The organism is Kitasatospora sp. NPDC059599 (genome assembly GCF_042735125.1).
Classification (GTDB): domain Bacteria; phylum Actinomycetota; class Actinomycetes; order Streptomycetales; family Streptomycetaceae; genus Kitasatospora.
In genome coordinates, this window is record NZ_JBHWCL010000037.1 from 43,766 (window position 1) to 61,489 (window position 17,724).

At 71.8% G+C, this 17,724-nt stretch carries 13 protein-coding genes and 2 pseudogenes; 9 read left to right on the forward strand and 6 right to left on the reverse strand.

Annotation, left to right across the window (positions count from 1 at the left end; all coding sequences use genetic code 11):
- Nucleotides 1-43: 43 nt before the first annotated feature.
- The 5 genes and pseudogenes from ACFV04_RS15735 to ACFV04_RS15755 all read right to left on the reverse strand — a co-directional run.
- On the reverse strand, nucleotides 44-754 hold the full coding sequence (locus ACFV04_RS15735; RefSeq protein ID WP_380529484.1) for a LuxR C-terminal-related transcriptional regulator: 711 nt from the start codon (nucleotides 752-754) through the stop codon (nucleotides 44-46).
- Nucleotides 751-1,359, reverse strand: coding sequence for a response regulator transcription factor (locus tag ACFV04_RS15740; protein ID WP_360263916.1), 609 nt, complete (start codon nucleotides 1,357-1,359; stop codon nucleotides 751-753). The genes ACFV04_RS15735 and ACFV04_RS15740 overlap by 4 nt, the downstream gene beginning before the upstream one ends.
- Nucleotides 1,360-1,660: 301 nt before the next feature.
- On the reverse strand, nucleotides 1,661-3,349 hold the full coding sequence (locus ACFV04_RS15745) for a phospholipase (RefSeq protein ID WP_380335428.1): 1,689 nt from the start codon (nucleotides 3,347-3,349) through the stop codon (nucleotides 1,661-1,663).
- Between the two features lie 251 nt (nucleotides 3,350-3,600).
- Nucleotides 3,601-5,028, reverse strand: a pseudogene (locus tag ACFV04_RS15750) (coagulation factor 5/8 type domain-containing protein); the annotation flags it as partial.
- 77 nt (nucleotides 5,029-5,105) lie between these two features.
- Nucleotides 5,106-5,846, reverse strand: a pseudogene (locus tag ACFV04_RS15755) (hypothetical protein); the annotation flags it as partial.
- Here ACFV04_RS15755 and ACFV04_RS15760 point away from each other — a divergent pair.
- The 6 genes from ACFV04_RS15760 (at nucleotide 5,808) to ACFV04_RS15785 (ending at nucleotide 12,890) form a co-directional block, all read left to right on the forward strand.
- Nucleotides 5,808-5,969 carry a hypothetical protein gene (locus ACFV04_RS15760; RefSeq protein WP_380335431.1) on the forward strand — a complete coding sequence of 54 codons (162 nt, stop codon included), beginning with the start codon at nucleotides 5,808-5,810 and terminating at the stop codon, nucleotides 5,967-5,969. The pseudogene ACFV04_RS15755 and the gene ACFV04_RS15760 sit on opposite strands and share 39 nt — an antisense overlap.
- A 3-nt stretch (nucleotides 5,970-5,972) precedes the next feature.
- Nucleotides 5,973-7,325, forward strand: a complete 1,353-nt coding sequence (locus ACFV04_RS15765; protein WP_380529487.1) for an NAD(P)/FAD-dependent oxidoreductase — start codon at nucleotides 5,973-5,975, stop codon at nucleotides 7,323-7,325.
- Nucleotides 7,326-7,410: 85 nt separating this feature from the next.
- Complete coding sequence (locus tag ACFV04_RS15770; RefSeq protein ID WP_380529489.1) at nucleotides 7,411-8,889, forward strand: cytochrome ubiquinol oxidase subunit I; 1,479 nt, start codon at nucleotides 7,411-7,413, stop codon at nucleotides 8,887-8,889.
- A complete protein-coding gene (locus ACFV04_RS15775; protein ID WP_380529490.1) occupies nucleotides 8,886-9,929 on the forward strand; it encodes a cytochrome d ubiquinol oxidase subunit II in 1,044 nt (347 codons plus the stop codon). The genes ACFV04_RS15770 and ACFV04_RS15775 overlap by 4 nt, the downstream gene beginning before the upstream one ends.
- 216 nt (nucleotides 9,930-10,145) lie before the next feature.
- Nucleotides 10,146-11,966, forward strand: a complete 1,821-nt coding sequence (locus ACFV04_RS15780; RefSeq protein WP_380529492.1) for a glycoside hydrolase family 15 protein — start codon at nucleotides 10,146-10,148, stop codon at nucleotides 11,964-11,966.
- A 6-nt stretch (nucleotides 11,967-11,972) separates the two neighbouring features.
- A complete protein-coding gene (locus ACFV04_RS15785; protein ID WP_380529494.1) occupies nucleotides 11,973-12,890 on the forward strand; it encodes a cyclase family protein in 918 nt (305 codons plus the stop codon).
- A 48-nt stretch (nucleotides 12,891-12,938) separates the two neighbouring features.
- Here ACFV04_RS15785 and ACFV04_RS15790 read toward each other — a convergent pair whose 3' ends face one another.
- On the reverse strand, nucleotides 12,939-13,889 hold the full coding sequence (locus ACFV04_RS15790; protein ID WP_380529496.1) for a 2-hydroxyacid dehydrogenase: 951 nt from the start codon (nucleotides 13,887-13,889) through the stop codon (nucleotides 12,939-12,941).
- Between the two features lie 124 nt (nucleotides 13,890-14,013).
- Between ACFV04_RS15790 and ACFV04_RS15795 the strand changes: the two genes are divergently transcribed.
- The 3 genes from ACFV04_RS15795 (at nucleotide 14,014) to zwf (ending at nucleotide 17,700) form a co-directional block, all read left to right on the forward strand.
- Nucleotides 14,014-14,562: a gluconokinase gene (locus ACFV04_RS15795; protein WP_380335447.1), complete on the forward strand. Its 549-nt coding sequence runs from the start codon at nucleotides 14,014-14,016 to the stop codon at nucleotides 14,560-14,562.
- Between the two features lie 152 nt (nucleotides 14,563-14,714).
- Nucleotides 14,715-16,295 carry a GMC oxidoreductase gene (locus ACFV04_RS15800; RefSeq protein WP_380335450.1) on the forward strand — a complete coding sequence of 527 codons (1,581 nt, stop codon included), beginning with the start codon at nucleotides 14,715-14,717 and terminating at the stop codon, nucleotides 16,293-16,295.
- A 28-nt stretch (nucleotides 16,296-16,323) separates the two neighbouring features.
- A complete protein-coding gene (zwf, locus tag ACFV04_RS15805; RefSeq protein WP_380335452.1) occupies nucleotides 16,324-17,700 on the forward strand; it encodes a glucose-6-phosphate dehydrogenase in 1,377 nt (458 codons plus the stop codon).
- Nucleotides 17,701-17,724 lie beyond the last annotated feature (24 nt).

A 17,724-nucleotide genomic window follows, 5' to 3' on the forward strand; every position in this document is an offset into this window, starting at 1 on the left:
CGGGCGGTGGGGCGCCGGGCGCCGGCGCCCCACCGGACCGGTCTCAGATCAGCCCCGCCCGGACGGCGTGCGCCACCGCGTGCGCCCGGTTGCGGACCTGCAGTCGCGCCATCAGGTCGTACAGGGCGTTCTTCACGGTGTGCTGCGAGCAGGACAGCGCCCGGGCGATCGCGGCGTTGTCGTGGCCCTCCGCCACCAGGGCGAGCACCAGGGACTGCCGGGCGGTCAGCGGCGTCCCGGGGCGTCGCGCTCCGGACTCCTCCGCCCCGGCGGGGAACAGTCGCAGCACCACACCCTGCGGGATCATCCCCTCGCCGTGCCGCGCGGTGCGCAGCGCGGCGGCGAGCCGGTGCGGGCCGGTGTCCGTGGCACGCAGCATGGTCCGCGCGCCGGAGCGCACCGCCCTCAGCACACCGCCCGCCGTGAACCGCTCGGCCACCAGCAGCACCGCCGGACCGGACCCCGACCGCACCGACGGCGGGCAGACGCCGAGGGCCTCCTCGACCGTCCCGCCGACGGCGACCGTGACCGCGCCCGGTGGTCCGTCGACGGGGCGGCTGCCGAGCACGTCCACGCCGGCCCGTCTCAGCGCGTCGGCCAGGGCCTCGTACCCGGCGGGGTCGGTGGCCCGGAGGTACGCGCGCAGCCGGTGGCCCGCCGGCGCACGGTCGGCCGGCGGGGGCGGGCACCCCGGGCCGGCCGGTGTCCCGTTCCACGGCCCGGTCTGCACCTCCGCGACCGCCGCGCCGGTCACAGCAGGCCCCCGCGCAGCGCGAAGGCGACGGCGTGGGCGCGGTTGCGCAGCCGGAACCGCTGGGTGATGTCGCGCAGCACGGTCGTCACGGTCCGCACCGAGTAGCAGAGTTCCCGGGCGATCTCCTCGGTCTCCCGGCCCTCCGCGACCAGCCGCAGCACGGTGCGCTCGCGGTCGCTGAGGCCGGGGCCGTCGGCGTACGGCCGGGCGGTGTCCTCCCGGTGTTCCAGCAGTTCGTCGAGCAGGTCGGCCGACATGGTGCAGTCGCCGCCGGCGGCGGTGAGCACGGTGCGCACCAGGCGGTCGGTGGTCACCTCGCGGCGGCGCAGCAGTCCGGCCACGCCCGCGGTGATGGCCTGGCGGGCCTCGGCGGCGACCAGTTCGGTGGCCACCAGGACCACCTCGGGCCGCTGTTCCTGCTCGCGGGTGGTGGTGACCAGGTCCAGGGCCCGGCGGTCCACCTGGTCGACGATCACGACGGCGACCCCGGCGGGCTCGTTCGGGAGCGCCAGCGCGACCTCCGGGCTGTTGCCCAGAGTGCTGGCGGCTCCCGCCTCCAGGACGGGATCCAGTGCGACTACGCTGACGGACAGGGCGTTCCCCATAGAGCGGCTCCTCGATCGACGCGCGGTGAGTCCTCCTGGGCCTTGAGCATCGGTCGAGCCCGGCTGGAGCCGCATGGGGGATCCGCCCCCGCATTCCGCCCACGCCCGAGGCCGCCTGCTCCACCGCCCCGGCCCGACGGTTCCCGCGTCCTGCCGGAGGGCGCCCGCACGCCGCGCGGCCCCGGGCCGGGGCACACCCCGGCCCGGGGCCGCATGGGGGCGTCGCCCCCAGGTTCCCGGTACCGCCGGGCCGGGTGGTGGGGTGTCAGCCCCGGTGCCGGCCCCGGAGTCAGCCCCGGTGTCAGCCCCGCGACGTGCTCCCGCAGAGGCCGCGGCTGTAGTCGACGGTCGCGGCAGCCTGCGAGTACTGCCACTGCGGGGCGAGCAGCCGCTGGTCGAGCTGGGCGGCGGCGGTGCGGTCCTCGACGACGTAGCCGAAGTCCTGCAGCCAGGCCGGGTAGAGGTTCTTGGAGCCGATGAAGAAGGCGGATCCGTCGACCGAGACCAGCTTGTGGTGCAGCGCGTACGGGTGGCCGTCGGCCCAGGTGGAGGTGGGGGCGGCGCGGAACGGGGCGAGCTGCAGGTTCTCGCACATGGTCGTCGCGGCCCGGGCCGGGTCGCCGAGGCGGGCGGTGAGGCGGGCGACGAGGGTGTCGCTGATCTCGTTCAGGGACTTGATCTGCGAGTAGCCGCCGCTGCCGACCGTGCCCCGGTTGCCGGGGTCGCTGACCACGATGCGGACCTTGACGCCCTCGGCCATCTTGGCGGCGAGCAGGTCGAAGAGCCGCACGTCGTAGCGGGGCAGCGGCGGGCAGGTGCCGGTCACGTCCTGCTGGGAGATGTCGATCCGGCTGCCGGCGCTCGCGACGAGCGCGCGCAGGGCGGACTCCTCCGGGTTGACGGTCGCGTAGTCGCGGTCGGCGTTGGTGTTGTCGTGCAGGCCGATCGGGCCGCAGGTGAGGTCGTCGGGGGTGGGCACCGGGCCCGGGCGGTAGCCGGAGGCGGTGTCCTTGCTGCGGATCCCGACGCCCAGGCCGCCGACGGCGAGGACCGGCAGGCCGCCGGTGGCGGGCACCCGGTCGGCCGGCGGGTTGCTGCGCTTCTCCAGGTCGGGGGTGCAGGCGGCGCCGTTGGTGGAGGCGAACCAGGCGGCCGAGAACACCCCGGTGTTGCGGCAGGTCCAGTCCCACAGGGTGTCGAGGTAGGCGCCGGCGGAGGCGGCGGCCGGGCCGTTCAGCGCGAGGTCGACGTCGCTGACCGGGTGGGTGGTGTCGAGGTAGTCGTTCTTCCAGTTGTTGATCCCGCCGGTGATGACGCTCTGCCCGTCGACGACCAGCAGCTTGGAGTGGTTCCAGGAGAGCGCGGTCTTGGCGGTGGTCATCGAGGCGACTTCGAGGGTGACCCGGCCGGCGGCGTCGCCGAGCCTGGCCACCAGGTCGTCCCGGTACTTCGACGGGAGTGCGGTGATGTTGTACAGCGGCGCGGCCCCGGCGAGGACCCGCACGTGCGGCGTGTTGCCGGCGGCCACCGAGGCCTTGAGGCCGGCCGCGATGGCGTCCTGGAAGGCGCCGTCCGGGAACGGCGCGAGGGTGGATATGTCGACGGTGCGGGTGGCGCGTGCGATGTTCTCGCGCATCTTGTCGAGCAGTTGCCGGGTGCCGGTGCGCTCGGTGCAGGAGGGGTCGCCCCAGCAGCCGGGGGTCTGCAGCAGCCAGCCGCCCGGGTCGTCGGCGGGCGCGTCGAGCCGGTTGCCCGCCGTGCGCTGCCACACCGTGCCCTCCAGGCCGGGGGACACCTGGCGCAGTGCCTGTTCCACCGCGTCCAGGTGCGGGGTGGTGCCGGTCTGCGCGGCCGGGGCGGGTGCGGGGGCCGGCGCGGGGGCCTGGTCGGCGAACGCGGGGGCGACGGGCAGCGCGCAGAGGGCGGTGGCGAGGGCCAGCGCCGGACCGGCGAGTCGGCGGCCGGAACGGCGGGGCTGGTGATCGTGCACGTACGGGTCCTTCATGAGGGGCCGGGGAATGTTCACCCGGGCATTACCAACGGATTACCCAAGGGTAACCTGAGATCGTGTCAGGATCCTGCCAACGCTGCTGCGCCGACCCCGCTCCGGCACCCGCCCGGACCGCCAGGAGCCTTACGCCCCAGAGGACTTGAACACGCCGGAGCAAGATCGAATTTCGCCCGGCGACCGGGGCTGCCACCCCCACGGTGGCAGCCCCGGTCGCGGCGGGTGGCGCCCGTCTACGGGTAGGACGTCACCGTCGACGGGGCGGTCGAGGTGCCGGAGGTGGCGGCGCCGGTGGTGTCGATGACGTGGTTGTACTGGCCCTTGCCGCCGAGGGAGACGACCAGCAGGTCGTGGAACCGCACGCCCGCCCGGGTGGGCGCCTCGAAACCGTGGTCCATGCGGATGGTGGGGTCGACGTCGAAGTAGCAGTAGCTGCCGAGGCCCCAGCCCTCGTGGACGGCGACGTTGTCGTCGACCTTGTAGGCGGCGTAGCCCAGGGTGGACCCGTTCTGGATCGCCGCCTGGTTCGGGGCGTCGTAGGCCTTCTCGTTCTGGAAGAAGACCGGGCGGCCGCGTTCGCCGGACCACTCGACGTCGTACTTCTCAAAGTGCTCGACGAACAGGCCGGTGCCGAGCACGTCGGCGCCGCGGACGACGAGGCCGTAGTCGGCGGGGTTGACGTCCCAGCCGACGCCGGCGCCGTGGTCGGCCCGCCAGATCCAGGTGTGGTCGACGATCACGTCGTTGCTGTTGACGACGATGCCCGCGGTGGCGGAGCCGACGCCGGCGCCGCCGACCCGGACGAACACGTCCTGCAGGGTGGTCGGGTCGGCGGCGTGGATGCCCTTGGCGCCGTCGGGGCCGACCTGTACCAGCACGTTCGACCGGACCGGTCCGGCGTCGACCAGCAGGCCGGCGAGCCGTACGCCGTCGACGTCGGCGACCTGGACGGCCGTCACGCCGTTGTCGGGCACGAGGGTCGCCAGGCCGAGGCCGAGCACCACGGTGTCGGGCCGGGTGATCGCGATCGGCCGGTCGAGGTGGTAGACGCCCGGGGTGAACAGCAGGTCGAGCCCCTGGGCGAGCGCCGTGTTGACGGTCGCCGCGGTGGCGCCCGGCTTGACGACGTAGAAGCGGCTCAGCGGGCGCGACTCGCCCTGGAGGGCGCCGTCCCAGGAGACGCCGCGCGCGGCAGCGCGCCCGGCCGGGACGAACACCTTGTAGTCGGCGCCGTCGAGGTAGAGGAAGGGCTTCTCGCGGGAGACGGGCGTGGTGTCCAGCGTGGTGTACGGCGGGTCGGGGAAGCTCTGCGCGGGTGCGCCCTGGACGCCGGAGAAGACCTGGTTCCAGACGCCGTTGGTGAAGCCGCCGATCGCGCTGTCGCGGGTGTACCACTGCTGCTGGGAGTAGTTGCCGACGGTGCCGTCGATCCTGCTGTCGGCGATGTAGCCGCCGCTGGCCCACCCGTAGCCGGCCGGGGAGAGGTCGAGGCCGCCCCGGACGTGCATCCGGCGGAACGGGGCGGCCTGGGCGACGGCCCAGCGGTCGGTGCCGCTGACCGGGTCGAGGGCGAGGTTCTCGGCGGAGCGCCAGAAGTTCTGGGTCGCGTTGCCGTTGAACCAGCCGGCGTCGACGGTGACGTCACCGTTGATCGTGGTGTCGCTCCCGATCGGCGATCCTCGCCCCGCCACCGGTAGCGTCCCGCACCGACCCGGTTCGGCCACGGTACGAGGATCTGGCCACGCCCTCCGGTGATGGGGTCATCGGCGTCGAACCCGTGGAGCACCTGGCGGTCACCAACGGTGTACGAGCGCAGGGCTGCTCCGAGTTCCACCACGACTGCGACTTGGTCGCCGTGTCGCAGGGTCAACTGACGTCCGGTCTGGCTCACATGCACGTGCTGAGAGTGCGCACCGTTCCAGGTCACGGCAAGCAGGACGCGGGCAATCCCCGGAATCCTCACCCTGCGCCGCTGGAACGGATCTGCCGAACGGCCCTCGCCGGCCGTACCGGTAGTGCCCGAGCGCGGCACGCTCACCGAGGTCGATCTCAGCGTCCGCCGAGGGTGACCGGCCTCGGCCCGGGTCGGAGTCCGCGTATCGGGGGCGGGTCTTCCGACAGCCGTCGTGGTCGCTGCGGAGTCCGCTGCCTTGGCTCGATCGGGGAGCCCACCGAACACGGTGGCGCAGTATCCCTGCGGTGCGCTGCCGGCCTCCGTGGTCGCGGTCGGGGGGGTGGTCCGTCCCGGTGACGCGACCTGATGAAGAGCCCCCACCTGGCGCGCCGGTCTGTTCGCCCACCGTGCACCGTGCTTTCGTTTGAGCTCCGTGCCGCAGAACGGCTCGTGCATCTGTTCCGAGTGCGTCCAGCGGCCGAGCCCCCGACCAGACCGCCAGTGGGCATGGCCGCGGCGTCCTTCGATAGGCCAAGAGGAGAGATCATGGTCGTGGGAATGGCCGCCGAGTCCCGGGGGATGCATCCGGACAGCACCGTCGACGCGGTCGACGCCGTTCGGTCCGGCCTGTTCGACCACATCGCGGGCGCCCCCTCGTACGTCGATGGCCGCCTGACACCTTTCCTCGGCTTCGTCACGGGCGGCTGAGTGATGTTGGAGGACCACGTCACGCCCCGCCGGGTGGTGATCATCGGCGGCGGGTTCGCCGGACTGTTCGCCGCTCGCGCCCTGCGGCACGCACCGGCCGCGGTGACCGTGGTCGACCGCCGGGCTCACCACCTGTTCCAACCGCTGCTGTACCAGTGCGCGTCCGGGATCCTGTCGGAAGGCCAGATCGCGCAGCCGCTGCGTTCGGTCCTGCGCCGCCACCAGAACGTGAGCTGCCTGCTCGCCGAGGCTACCGACGTGGATCCCGACGCAAAGGTGGTGCACGCGCAGCGACCCGACGGCGGGGCTCTGACGTTGCCCTACGACGACCTGATCGTCGCCGCCGGCATGCGCCAGTCCTACTTCGGGCATGACGAGTTCGCCGAGCACGCGCCCGGCATGAAGACATTGGACGACGCCCTCGACATCCGTCGCAGGATCTACCGGGCCTTCGAGATGGCGGAGACGGCCACCGACCCCGAGGAGCGGCGGCAGTGGCTCACCTTTGCACTCGTCGGGGGCGGTCCGACGGGTGTGGAACTCGCGGGCCAGATCAGGGAGATCGCCGGCCTCACGCTCGATCGGCAGTTCCGGTCGATCGACTCCGCCCAGGCACGGGTGCTGCTCTTCGAGGGATCTGACGCGGTGCTGGGCGCCTTCGGACCGCGCCTCGCCGCCCGTGCGACCCGGACCCTGCAGGACCTCGGCGTGGAGATCCACCTCGGCACGATGGTCACCGATGTGGAGGCGGACGGGCTGACCGTGAAGGACAGGAACGGTAGTAGTAGTAGTAGTACGCGGTTCCCGGCGCGTACGGTGCTGTGGACGGCTGGTGTCGAGGCCCCGCCCATCGCCACCGCGCTGGCACGGGCCACCGGAGCGGCCCAGGACCGGGCCGGGCGCATCGCCGTCCAACCCGACCTGACCCTCGCCGGACATCCGGACATCCGTGTCACCGGCGACATGATGAGCCTCGACCGGCTCCCCGGGCTCGCCGAGGTCGCCATGCAGACGGGTGCGTACGCGGGCCGCGCGGTGCGTCATTCCATCGAGGGCAGGAAGAGGCAGCCGAAGCCCTTCAAGTACATCGACCTGGGTTCCGCCGCCTACATCTGCCGCGGGAGGGCCGTCGTCAAGGTCGGCAGGGTGCACCTCTCGGGAAGGACCGGCTGGCTGGCCTGGCTGTTGATCCACCTGGCCTTCCTCACCGGATTCCGCAGCAGGTTCGGCGCGGTGCTGAGTTGGGCGATCGTGTTCGCCCTCGGCTCGCGGCGCGAACGCGCCTTCACCATGACCGACCCGTCCGCGCCGCCCGATGCCCGCACCGGGCCGAGGGCCTCGTCCACTTCCTCCTGACGTCGCCCGGCCGGTCCGCGCCGGTCGTACGGCTGCCCTTCCCCACTCAGCCCCGCCTCACGCGGGGCGGACCATCGAGGCGCACATGCTCAGCATCGCCGCCCATCTGGCGGACACACCTCCCCAGCTCCTGCCGGCCCGTGAGCAGATGGCCTTCACCCTGGCCTCGCACATCCTGCTGGTGCCGTTCGGCGTGGCGCTGCCGTTCATCACCGTGCTGATGCACTACCGCGCGCTGCGCCGCAACGACCCGGTGGCCCTGCTACTGGCCCGGCGGTGGTCCGCGGTGATGGCGGTGCAGTTCGCCATCGGGATCATCACCGGCACCGTGCTGTCCCTGGAGTTCGGCCTGCTGTGGCCGGGCATGATGGGGCGCTGGGGCGACGTCTTCGGCCTCGGCTTCGGGGTGGAGGCGTGGGCCTTCTTCCTTGAGGCAGTCCTGATCGCGGTGTACCTCTACGGCTGGCGCCGGCTCAAGCCGTGGACGCACTGGTGGCTGGCCGTGCCGCTGCCGCTGACCGCCGCGATGGGGGCGTTCGGCATCATCGCGGCCAACTCCTGGATGAACACACCCCAGGGCTTCACCCTGGACTCCCAGGGCAACCCCGTGAACGTCAACGTGCAGCAGGCGATCTTCACGCCGATGTTCGGCCCCCAGTACTGGCACTTCGTGGTCGCGATGTTCATGACGGCCGGCTACGTGGTGGCCGGCGTCTACGCGGTCGGCTGGCTGCGCGGTCGGCGCGACCGCTACCACAAGCTCGGCTTCACTCTGCCGTTCACCGTCGCCGCGATCCTCACCCCGATCCAGTTCTTCCTCGGCGACTCCGCCGCGCGCGCCGTCTTCCACAAGCAGCCGGTGAAGTTCGCCGCCATGGAGATCGTCTGGAACACCGACACCCACGTGCCGGAGTACGTGTTCGGACGGCTGAACGGGAACGGCACGATCTCCGGCGGGATCAAGATCCCGCAACTGGACTCCATCCTCGCCGGGTTCAAGCCCAGCACCCAGGTGACCGGGCTGACCACCGTGCCGGCGTCCGACCGCCCCACGGCCACGCAGGCGACCATCGTGCACTGGGCGTTCGACATCATGGCCACGATCGGAAGCGTGCTGATCCTGCTCGCGCTCTGGTACGCCTGGCTGTGGTGGCGGCACCGGGACCTGCCGCGGAACCGGTGGTTCTTCTCCTGCGCCGCCCTGGCGGGAGTCGCGTGCCTGATCACGGTGGAGTGCGGATGGATCACCACCGAGGTCGGTCGCCAGCCGTGGATCGTCTACTTCAACATGCGGGTGTCGGAGGCCGTCACCTCCACCGAAGCCGCCGGGATCTGGACGATGCTCGGCATCGTCATCGTCCTGTACGCGCTCGTGTTCGCAGCCTTCCTGACAGTGCTCCTGAAGATGCGAACCCGCTGGCGCATCGCCGACGAAGGTGCAGCGATGCGGGGGGCGCTCGATCCCGAGACCGACACCCCCTACGGGCCCAGACGGGAGCCCGCACCGGCCGAAGCCGGGGCGGGGCACGGCGGGTCCGGCACGACGCCCGGCGGTGCCCGATGATGGCCGACCTCATCGCCTGGCTGCTGGTGATCGCTATCGCCGCCTACGCCTGCGCCGGCGGCACCGACTACGGCGCGGGCTTCTGGGACCTGTTTGCCGGCGGCGCCGAGCGCGGCAAACGGCCACGCTGGCTGATCGACCACGCCATGGCACCGGTCTGGGAGGTCAACAACGTCTGGCTGATCTTCATCCTGATCATCATGTGGACCGGCTTCCCCGCGATGTTCCAGGCGGTCTTCGAGGCGATGTGGCTGCCGCTCGCCCTCGCGGCCGTCGGGCAGCTCCTCCGCGGCGCCGGGTTCGCCCTGCGCAAGCCGACCCGGCGGATCGCCCAACGGCGCGTCTACGGCGCGGCGTTCGCGATCTCCTCGCTCCTCACGCCGTTCTTCCTCGGAGCGGTGCTGGGCGGGATCGCCTCCGGACGGGTGGCGGTGGGCACCCCGGCGTCCGCAGATGCCTGGGCCAACCCCACCTCGGTCCTGGCGGGCCTGCTGGCCGTCGCCGCCACCGCCCTCCTCGGTGCGGTGTTCCTGTCTTCCGACGCACGGCGGTTCGGAGCCCACGACCTCGTCGACTACTTCCGCCTGCGGGCGTGGATCGCCTTCGCGGCCGTCGTCGTCATCGCTCTCGCTGCCCTGCCCATTACCCGGAACGACGCACGGTACGTGTGGGACGGCCTCACCAGCGGCCTCGGACTGCTGATGGCGATCCTGGCCGGTGTCTGCGGCCTTGCCACGGTCCTGTTCCTCGGGCGTCGGCTTCACGGCTGGTCCCGCTATTCAGCGGTGGCGACCGTCGGACTGGCCGTGCTGGCCTGGGGCTTCGCCCAGCGCCCGTACCTCCTGCCGACCTCGCTGACGGTGTCCCAGGCCGCCGGGGCCGCACACAGCCTGCGGTGGCTGGGGATCGTGACGCTCATCGCGGTCGTGCTCGTCGTCCCGGCACTGGTGCTGGTCTACCGGCTCGACACGAAGGGCCGGTTGGAGCCGCTCACCGACTCCGACACCTCCTCTGCGGGGCTGCCCGGGGACAACCTCTGACATCACGCGCCGAACCGGGGTCCTGATCATCCGAAGGACCTGCCCGGGCGTGACGCCGCGCCCGGCGCGCAGCAGGGCCGGCCGACCGTCGCGGCAGACGCCGACTCGGCCGTCCGGGGGGCAGGTCAGCTGATATCGCCAACGGCAACGACCGGGGCGGAAGGAGCTCGGTTAGCGTCATGCGGGGGGCCTCGATCTTTGATACGGAGAGTGCTGATGGACCGCTACCCCCCGATCGCCGACCACGGCCTGGTGGGCGACCTCCAGACCGTCGCACTGGTCTCGTCCAAGGGCGTTTTGGACTGGTTCGCCGCGCCCAGGGTCGACTCGCCGAGCATCTTCGCCGCCTTGCTGGACCACGACCGCGGCGGTCACTTCCGGATCGGCCCCGACGCCGAGGACGTGACCTACCGCCAGCTCTACTACCCGGACACCGCCGTCCTGGTCACCCGGTTCATGTCGCCCGAGGGCGTCGGCGAACTGATCGACTGGATGCCACCCAATCCGTCCGGCACACCCACCGACCGCCACACCGTGGTCCGCGCGATTCGTGCCGTCCGCGGCAGTGTCACGTTCACGCTCGAATGCCGGCCCCGCTTCGACTACGGCCGCGCGACCCACGAACTCCATCTCGACGACCGGTACGCCGCCTTCCACTCCCCCGGCATCGCCTGCCATTTGCGTACCACCTTCCCGGTGGAACGCGCCGGCGACGACGTGGCCGGCACCGTGACGCTCAACGCCGGCGAGACCGCCGGTGCCGTGCTGACCGTCTGCGCCGCGGACGGCGCACCGCCGCCCCCGGCGAACGAGGAGGAGCTCACCGAGGCCCTCTGGGACACCGTCAACTTCTGGCAGGCCTGGGTTCGCACCTCCAGCTACCGCGGCCGCTGGCCCGACATGGTGCACCGCTCGGCGATCACCCTCAAGCTGCTCACCTACGCCCCTACCGGCGCGCCGATCGCCGCCGCCACCATGGGACTGCCCGAGCAGGTGGGCGGCGAGCGCAACTGGGACTACCGATTCACGTGGGTGCGGGACGCCTCGCTATCGGTGCGCGCACTGCTCGATCTCGGTTTCGCCGAGGAGGCGGGTGCCTACACGCACTGGCTCAGCAACCGGCTCCACGAACGGCTTGAGCTGCCCGGCGAGCGGTTGCAGATCATGTACCGGGTGGACGGCGACCCGGAGCTGACCGAGGAGATCCTGGAGCACTTCGAGGGCTACCGCGGCTCCTACCCCGTCCGCGCCGGCAACGCCGCGATGGACCAACTGCAGCTCGACATCTACGGCGAGGCGCTGTACGCGCTGGCCGAGGGTCGTGAGGTAGGCATCCAGGCCGGCTACCGCAGCTGGCGGGCGACGGCGCGGATGCTCGACTGGCTCGCCGACAACTGGGACCGGCCCGACGAGGGCATCTGGGAGACCCGCGGCGGCCGCAAGGACTTCACCTACAGCCGGGTGATGACCTGGGTCGCCTTCGACCGGGGCATCCGTCTGGCCGAGCAGTTCAGCCGCCCGGCCGACATCGTGCACTGGCGCGACACGCGCGACGCGATCCTGAACCAGATCATGGCCAAGGGCTGGAGCGAGAAGGAGCAGGCGCTCGTCCAGCACTACGACGGTGACGTCCTGGACGCCTCGCTGCTGGTCATTCCCCGAGTCGGGCTGCTCGCGCCGCGCGACCCGGCCTGGCTGTCCACACTCGACGCGATGGACCGCAAGCTCGTCTCCGACAGCCTGGTCTACCGCTACGACCCCGCCGCCTCTCCCGACGGCCTGCGCGGTTCCGAGGGCACCTTCAGCCTGTGCACCTTCCTCCACGTCGACGCCCTCGCCCGCGCCGGGCGGCTGCGGCAGGCCCGCTACGCGTTCGAGAAGATGCTCACCTACGCCAACCACGTCGGCCTGTTCGCCGAGGAGATCGGCCCCTCCGGTGAGCAACTGGGCAACTTCCCACAGGCGTTCACCCACCTCTCCCTGATCATGGCGGCCAATACCCTGGACAACGCACTTGACGCGAAACTGGGGTCCTGAGTGGCCGTGGACCCCAGCACCGCGGCGGTCGGCGCCGCCGAGTTCCGCGAGCTGTACCGGCGGCTGCGCCGCAACCGGCCCGACGGCGCCCTCGCCGAGCTCACCCCGGAACGCGTGGCGGCAGCCGCCCGCGAGGTGCGGGCGGGGCTACGGGTCTCGCTGGCCGCACCGGTGGAGACCGGCCCCGGGCCGGACAACCCCGAGCCGGCCGTGCACCGGATGACCGGCGCGGTGGCCGGCCGGGTGCCCGACGAGGGCCTGGACTTCGCCCGTGACCACATCGCCATGAACGTGCACGGCGACGCCGACAGCCACCTGGACGCGCTCTGCCACGTCGTCTACGACGGCACACTGTACGGGGGCGTCGACGCGGACACCCTGACCGCCCACGGGGCCGAGGCGCTCTCGGTGGACCTGGTCCGGGACGGCATCGTCGGCCGCGGCGTCCTGCTGGACGTCCCGCGGCTGCGCAACGTGCCCTGGTTGGAGCCCGGCGAACAGGTGGGCGCCGAGGAACTGGCCGCGGCCGAAGCTGCCCAGGGCGTCCGGGTCGGCCCGGGCGACCTGCTGTTCGTCCGGGTCGGCCACCGCCGCCGCCGAGCCGAACGCGGCCCGTGGGACGCGACCAAGGCCCGCGCCGGACTCCACCCGGACGCCATGGAGTTCCTCGCCGAACGGCGGGTCGTCGCCCTCGGCAGCGACGGCAACAACGACGCCGCGCCGTCCCCGGCGGAGAGCGTGGACTACCCAGTCCACGTGCTCGCCGTCCATGCGATGGGCCTCCACCTGCTGGACTACCTGCAGTTCGAGGACCTCGTGCCGCTCTGCGTCCGGGAGCGCCGCTGGTCCTTCCTCTGCGTCATCGCTCCGCTGCGGCTGCCACGCGCCACCGGCTCCCCGGTCAACCCGATCGCCATCCTCTGAGGCTCGGATTCTCGGACGCACCGTGGAGGCCACCCGGCCCGCCGCGGGTCAGCCGCGACCGGCAGACACCACGTTCGCCAGCGGCTCGCCCGCGGCGTACCGCGCCAACTGGACGCGGACCAGCGCCAGCGCCCGTGGGCGGAAGGCCGACGTGGTGGCGGCCACGTGCGGACTGATCAGGGTGTTCGGCGCCGTCCACAGAGCGTGCCCCGGCGGGAGCGGCTCCGGGTCGGTGACGTCGAGCGCTGCCCACAGCCGTCCCGAGTGCAGCTCCGCGAGCAGCGCCGCGGTGTCCACCACCGCACCCCGGCCGACGTTCACCACGACGGCGCCGTCCCTCAGCCGGGCCAGGAGCCCGGCGTCGACCAGGCCGCGGGTCCGCTCGGTGAGGGGCACGGTCAGCACCACCGCGTCGGCCCGCGGCAGCAGGGACGGCAGTTCCGCCATGGCGTGCACCGGCCCGCGCGGAGCAGGCCGCGCCGAGCGGGCCACCCGGAGCACCTCGCACTCGAACGGGACGAGCCGGGCCTCGACGGCGGCACCGATCGACCCGTAGCCCACGATCAGGACCGTCCGATCGGCCAGCGCCGGACGGAAGCCCGCCGACCACCGCTGTGCCTCCTGGGCCCTGACGAGGTCGGGGATCCCGCGCAGGACAGCCAGCAGCAACGTCACCGCGTGCTCGGCCGTACTCGTGTCGTGCACCCCCCGGGCGTTGCAGAGCGTGACCTCCGGAGCCACGTGCGGCAGCAGGTCCTCCACCCCCGCGCTCAACGACTGCACCACCCGCAGCGCCGGCAGCCGTCCCAGCACGGGCACCGCCGCATCGGTGCGGGTGTACGGGACGACGAAGAACTCGACGGCCGCCAGGGCGCCGTCGGGCGGTGCCGGGCCGCGACCGTCCCACACGACGGCCGGCCAGCCCTCGGGCAGGCCGCCGAGCTCCGACAGGGCATACGGCAGCATCGTCCGGGCCCCGGTGGAATCGCCGGCCGCCATGCGGACCTCCCGTGCCCGGCGGCCCGGACCGCCTCGGTGTGCCCGGCGGCGGCCGGGCCTCCCCTGGACGACAGTGGGTACGACACCAATGATCCCGCAGCTGACGCAGGGAGGCCCGCGCACCATGGCCAAGCCCGTGCTCGGCAACCGCGTGGTGATCGTGATGGGCGTCTCCGCCAGCGGAAAGACGACGATCGGCCGCCGGCTCGCCGATCGGCTCGACGTGCCGTTTGCCGACGCCGACGACCTTCACTCGGTCGCGAACCGCGCCAAGATGGCTTCCGGACGGCCCCTCGACGACGCCGACCGCCGCCCCTGGCTGTCGGCCGTCGCCGAGTGGATCCGCACCACCGCCGAGCTGGGCGGCGGCGTCATCGCGTGCTCGGCACTGCGGCGCGACTACCGTGACCGGCTGCGCCCGCCGGGTGTCGAGGTGTGGTTCCTCCACCTGTCACTCGATCCCGCCGTGGCCCTGGAGCGGATCACCGCCCGGCGCGGGCATTTCATTCGCCCGGAGCTGCTCGACTCGCAGTACCGGCTCCTGGAGCCGCTCCAGCCCGGTGAGCCCGGTGCCACCGTGGACGCCTCCGGCAGCGCGGAACAGACCGTCCGGGCGGCGCTGCTCGCCCTGGCCCCGCCCTCCCGCGGCCCAGGTTCCCCGCACCGTCCCTGAGGTGCCGCCCGCCCGATCCGGCGGTAGCTTGCAGGGGACGGGACTTGTCCTGCCGAGGCGGTGGAGCGGTGATGTCACCCCGCCGTCATGATCACCCCCGGGGGCGGGCAGGCGCTGCAGGGCAGGCAACGACTCCAGATCGGAAATCCTCCGTGGCCGGCGATCAGCACTACGACGTCATCATCATCGGCACCGGCGCAGGCGGTGGCACCCTGGCCCACCGGCTGGCGCCGACCGGAAAGCGCATCCTCGTCCTGGAACGGGGCGACTACCTCCCTCGCGAACGGGACAACTGGGACTCCACCGCGGTCTTCGTCAAGGGCAAGTACCGCGCCCCGGAATACTGGTACGACAAGGACGACAACGCCTTCCCGCCCGAGGTCAACTACTACGTCGGTGGGAACACCAAGTTCTACGGCGCCGCGCTGTTCCGCCTGCGCCCCGAGGACTTCGGCGAGCTGCACCACCACGACGGGCTCTCCCCCGCGTGGCCGATCGACTACACCGACCTGGAGCCGTACTACTCCCAGGCCGAGCAGCTCTACCGGGTCCACGGCCGCCACGGGGAGGACTCGACCGAAGGCCCGGCGAGCGCCCAGTACCCCTTCCCGCCGGTCGAGCACGAGCCACGCATCCAGCAGCTCAGCGACGACCTCGAGAAGCACGGCCTGCACCCCTTCCACCTTCCGATCGGCGTCAATCTCATCCAGGACGACCAGGGCCGCGCGGTTCACGGCAGCGCCTGCATCCGATGCGACCGGGTCGACGGTTTCCCCTGTCTCCTGGGCGCCAAGTCCGACGCGCAGGTGATCTGCGTCGATCCGGCACTGGAGCACGACAACGTCACGATGATCACCAACGCCGACGTACGCCGGTTGGAAACCGATCCCGCCGGCCAGAGCGTCACCGGCGTGGTCGCCGAGCTCGGCGACGGCACCACCGCCACCTTCGCCGCCGACATCGTGGTGGTCGCCTGCGGGGCCGTCAACTCCGCCGTGCTGCTGCTGAGATCCGCCAACGACCGGCACCCGAACGGGCTGGCCAACAGCTCCGGGGTAGTAGGCCGGCACTACATGCGGCACAACAACCTCGCCCTGATGGCCGTGTCGAAGGAACCGAACCCGACAGTGTTCCAGAAGACGCTCGCCCTGCACGACTGGTACCTCGGCGCCGACGACTGGGACTACCCGCTCGGCGGCATCCAGATGCTCGGCAAGTCCGACGCCGACCAGATCCACGGCGAGGCACCGCGCTGGGCCGGCGCCGTCTCTCCCGACATTCCCTTCGAGGTGCTCGCCCACCACGCCGTCGACTTCTGGCTGTGCGGCGAGGACCTGCCGACCCCGGACAACCGGGTGACCCTCGACGCCGACGGCGGCATCCACCTCGCCCTGGATGAGAAGAACAACATCGCCGGACTCAAACGCCTGCGCCACAAGCTCCAGGGGATGCTGGGCAAACTCGGCATGCACGAGCACCACCTGCTCTCGCACAGCATCTACCTGCACAAGGGCATGCCCATCGGCGCCACCGCCCACCAGGCGGGGACCGTCCGTTTCGGCACGGACCCGAAGGCGTCCGCCCTCGACGTCAACTGCCGGGCCCACGATGTGAACAACCTCTACGTCGTGGACACCTCCTTCTTCCCCAGCATCGGCGCCGTGAACCCGTCGCTCACCGCCATCGCCAACGCGCTCCGGGTGGGCGACCACATCGCCGACCGACTGAGCTGAACGCCCCGACCGCACAGGAGAGTCAGCGATGACGACACGACAGATGGACGCCCTGGTCATCTTCGGTGCCACCGGCGACCTCGCCAAGTTGGAGACCTTCCCCGCGCTGGTGGGACTGGTCGAACGCGGCGTCCTCGACGTCCCGATCGTGGGCGTGGCCAAGGCCGGTTGGGACCTGCAGCAGTTCCGCAACTACGCCGAGGCCTCGCTCACCCTCAACGACATGGATCCCAAATCCCCTGCCGCGACCAAGATGCTCGGCCTGTTGCGCTACGTGGACGGCGACCTCGGTGACGACGCCACCTACGGCGCGATGTCCGAGGCCATGGGCACCGGCGGACGTGCCCTGTACTACCTCGAAGTGCCGCCGCCGCTGTTCGGCCGGATCGCCGAGGGCATCGCTACCGCCGGCCGGGCGAAGGACGCCCGCATCATGGTCGAGAAGCCCTTCGGAACCGACCTGGAGAGCGCCCGCGCCCTCAACGCCACCATGCACCAGCACTTCCCCGAGGACGCCATCTACCGCGTCGATCACTGGCTCGGACTCGACCCGGTGGAGAACGTCCTGTTCGCACGGTTCGCCAACTCCGTGATCGAACCGCTGCTCAACCGCACCCACGTCAAGAGCATCCAGATCACCATGGCCGAGGCCTTCGACGTCTCCGACCGCGGCCGCTTCTACGACCGCACCGGTGCGATCCGCGACGTGATCCAGAACCACATGCTGCAGGTCCTCGCCACCGTCCTGGCCGACCCGCCCTCCGGCCAGGGCCTGAGCGCCTGGCGGGACTCCAAAGCCCTCGCCGTCGCCTCACTCGGACCGCTGACGCCCGACCACATCGTGCGCGGCCAGTACGACGGTTACCTGGACGTCGACGGCGTCGATCCGAAGTCCACCGTCGAAACCTTCGCCGCGATCCGGCTGACCGCCGACTCCTGGCGCTGGGCGGGCGTCCCGATCCTCATCCGAGCCGGCAAGTGCCTCCCGGTGACCGCCACCGAGATCAGCATCCGCTTCCGGGGCGCCCCGCACGACGTGTTCGGCCTGCAGCCGGTACCCGCCACCAACATGCTCCGCTTCCGGGTCTGGCCGGAGACCCAGGTGGCGCTCACGCTCGCCGGCAAACAGCCCGGCGGCGGCTGGCAGGCAAAGCACGAGGAGCTGGCCTTCAGCGAGATCCCGGGATCCGACATGCGCCCCTACGACCGGCTCATCGGCGCCGCTCTCGACGGCGACCGCTGGCTGTTCGCCAGACAGGACACCGTGGAAGCCGCCTGGCGCATCGTCGACCCCGTGTTGGGCGACGCCGTCCCGGTTCACCCGTACGGCCGTGGCACCTGGGGCCCCAAGGAGGCCGACGCCCTCCTCACCGACGACGACACGTGGTACGACCCGGCCGGCTGACGCGGCCGCGCTGCTCTCCCGTGC

Bases quoted from the DNA above. Each gene is read 5' to 3' on its own strand.
- ACFV04_RS15740 (WP_360263916.1), bottom strand. From the start codon at position 1,359: ATGGGGAACGCCCTGTCCGTCAGCGTAGTCGCACTGGATCCCGTCCTG.
- ACFV04_RS15795 (WP_380335447.1), top strand. From the start codon at position 14,014: ATGGCCAAGCCCGTGCTCGGCAACCGCGTGGTGATCGTGATGGGCGTC.
- ACFV04_RS15760 (WP_380335431.1), top strand. From the start codon at position 5,808: ATGGTCGTGGGAATGGCCGCCGAGTCCCGGGGGATGCATCCGGACAGC.
- zwf (WP_380335452.1), top strand. From the start codon at position 16,324: ATGACGACACGACAGATGGACGCCCTGGTCATCTTCGGTGCCACCGGC.
- ACFV04_RS15770 (WP_380529489.1), top strand. From the start codon at position 7,411: ATGCTCAGCATCGCCGCCCATCTGGCGGACACACCTCCCCAGCTCCTG.
- ACFV04_RS15790 (WP_380529496.1), bottom strand. From the start codon at position 13,889: ATGGCGGCCGGCGATTCCACCGGGGCCCGGACGATGCTGCCGTATGCC.
- ACFV04_RS15780 (WP_380529492.1), top strand. From the start codon at position 10,146: ATGGACCGCTACCCCCCGATCGCCGACCACGGCCTGGTGGGCGACCTC.
- ACFV04_RS15765 (WP_380529487.1), top strand. From the start codon at position 5,973: ATGTTGGAGGACCACGTCACGCCCCGCCGGGTGGTGATCATCGGCGGC.
- ACFV04_RS15775 (WP_380529490.1), top strand. From the start codon at position 8,886: ATGATGGCCGACCTCATCGCCTGGCTGCTGGTGATCGCTATCGCCGCC.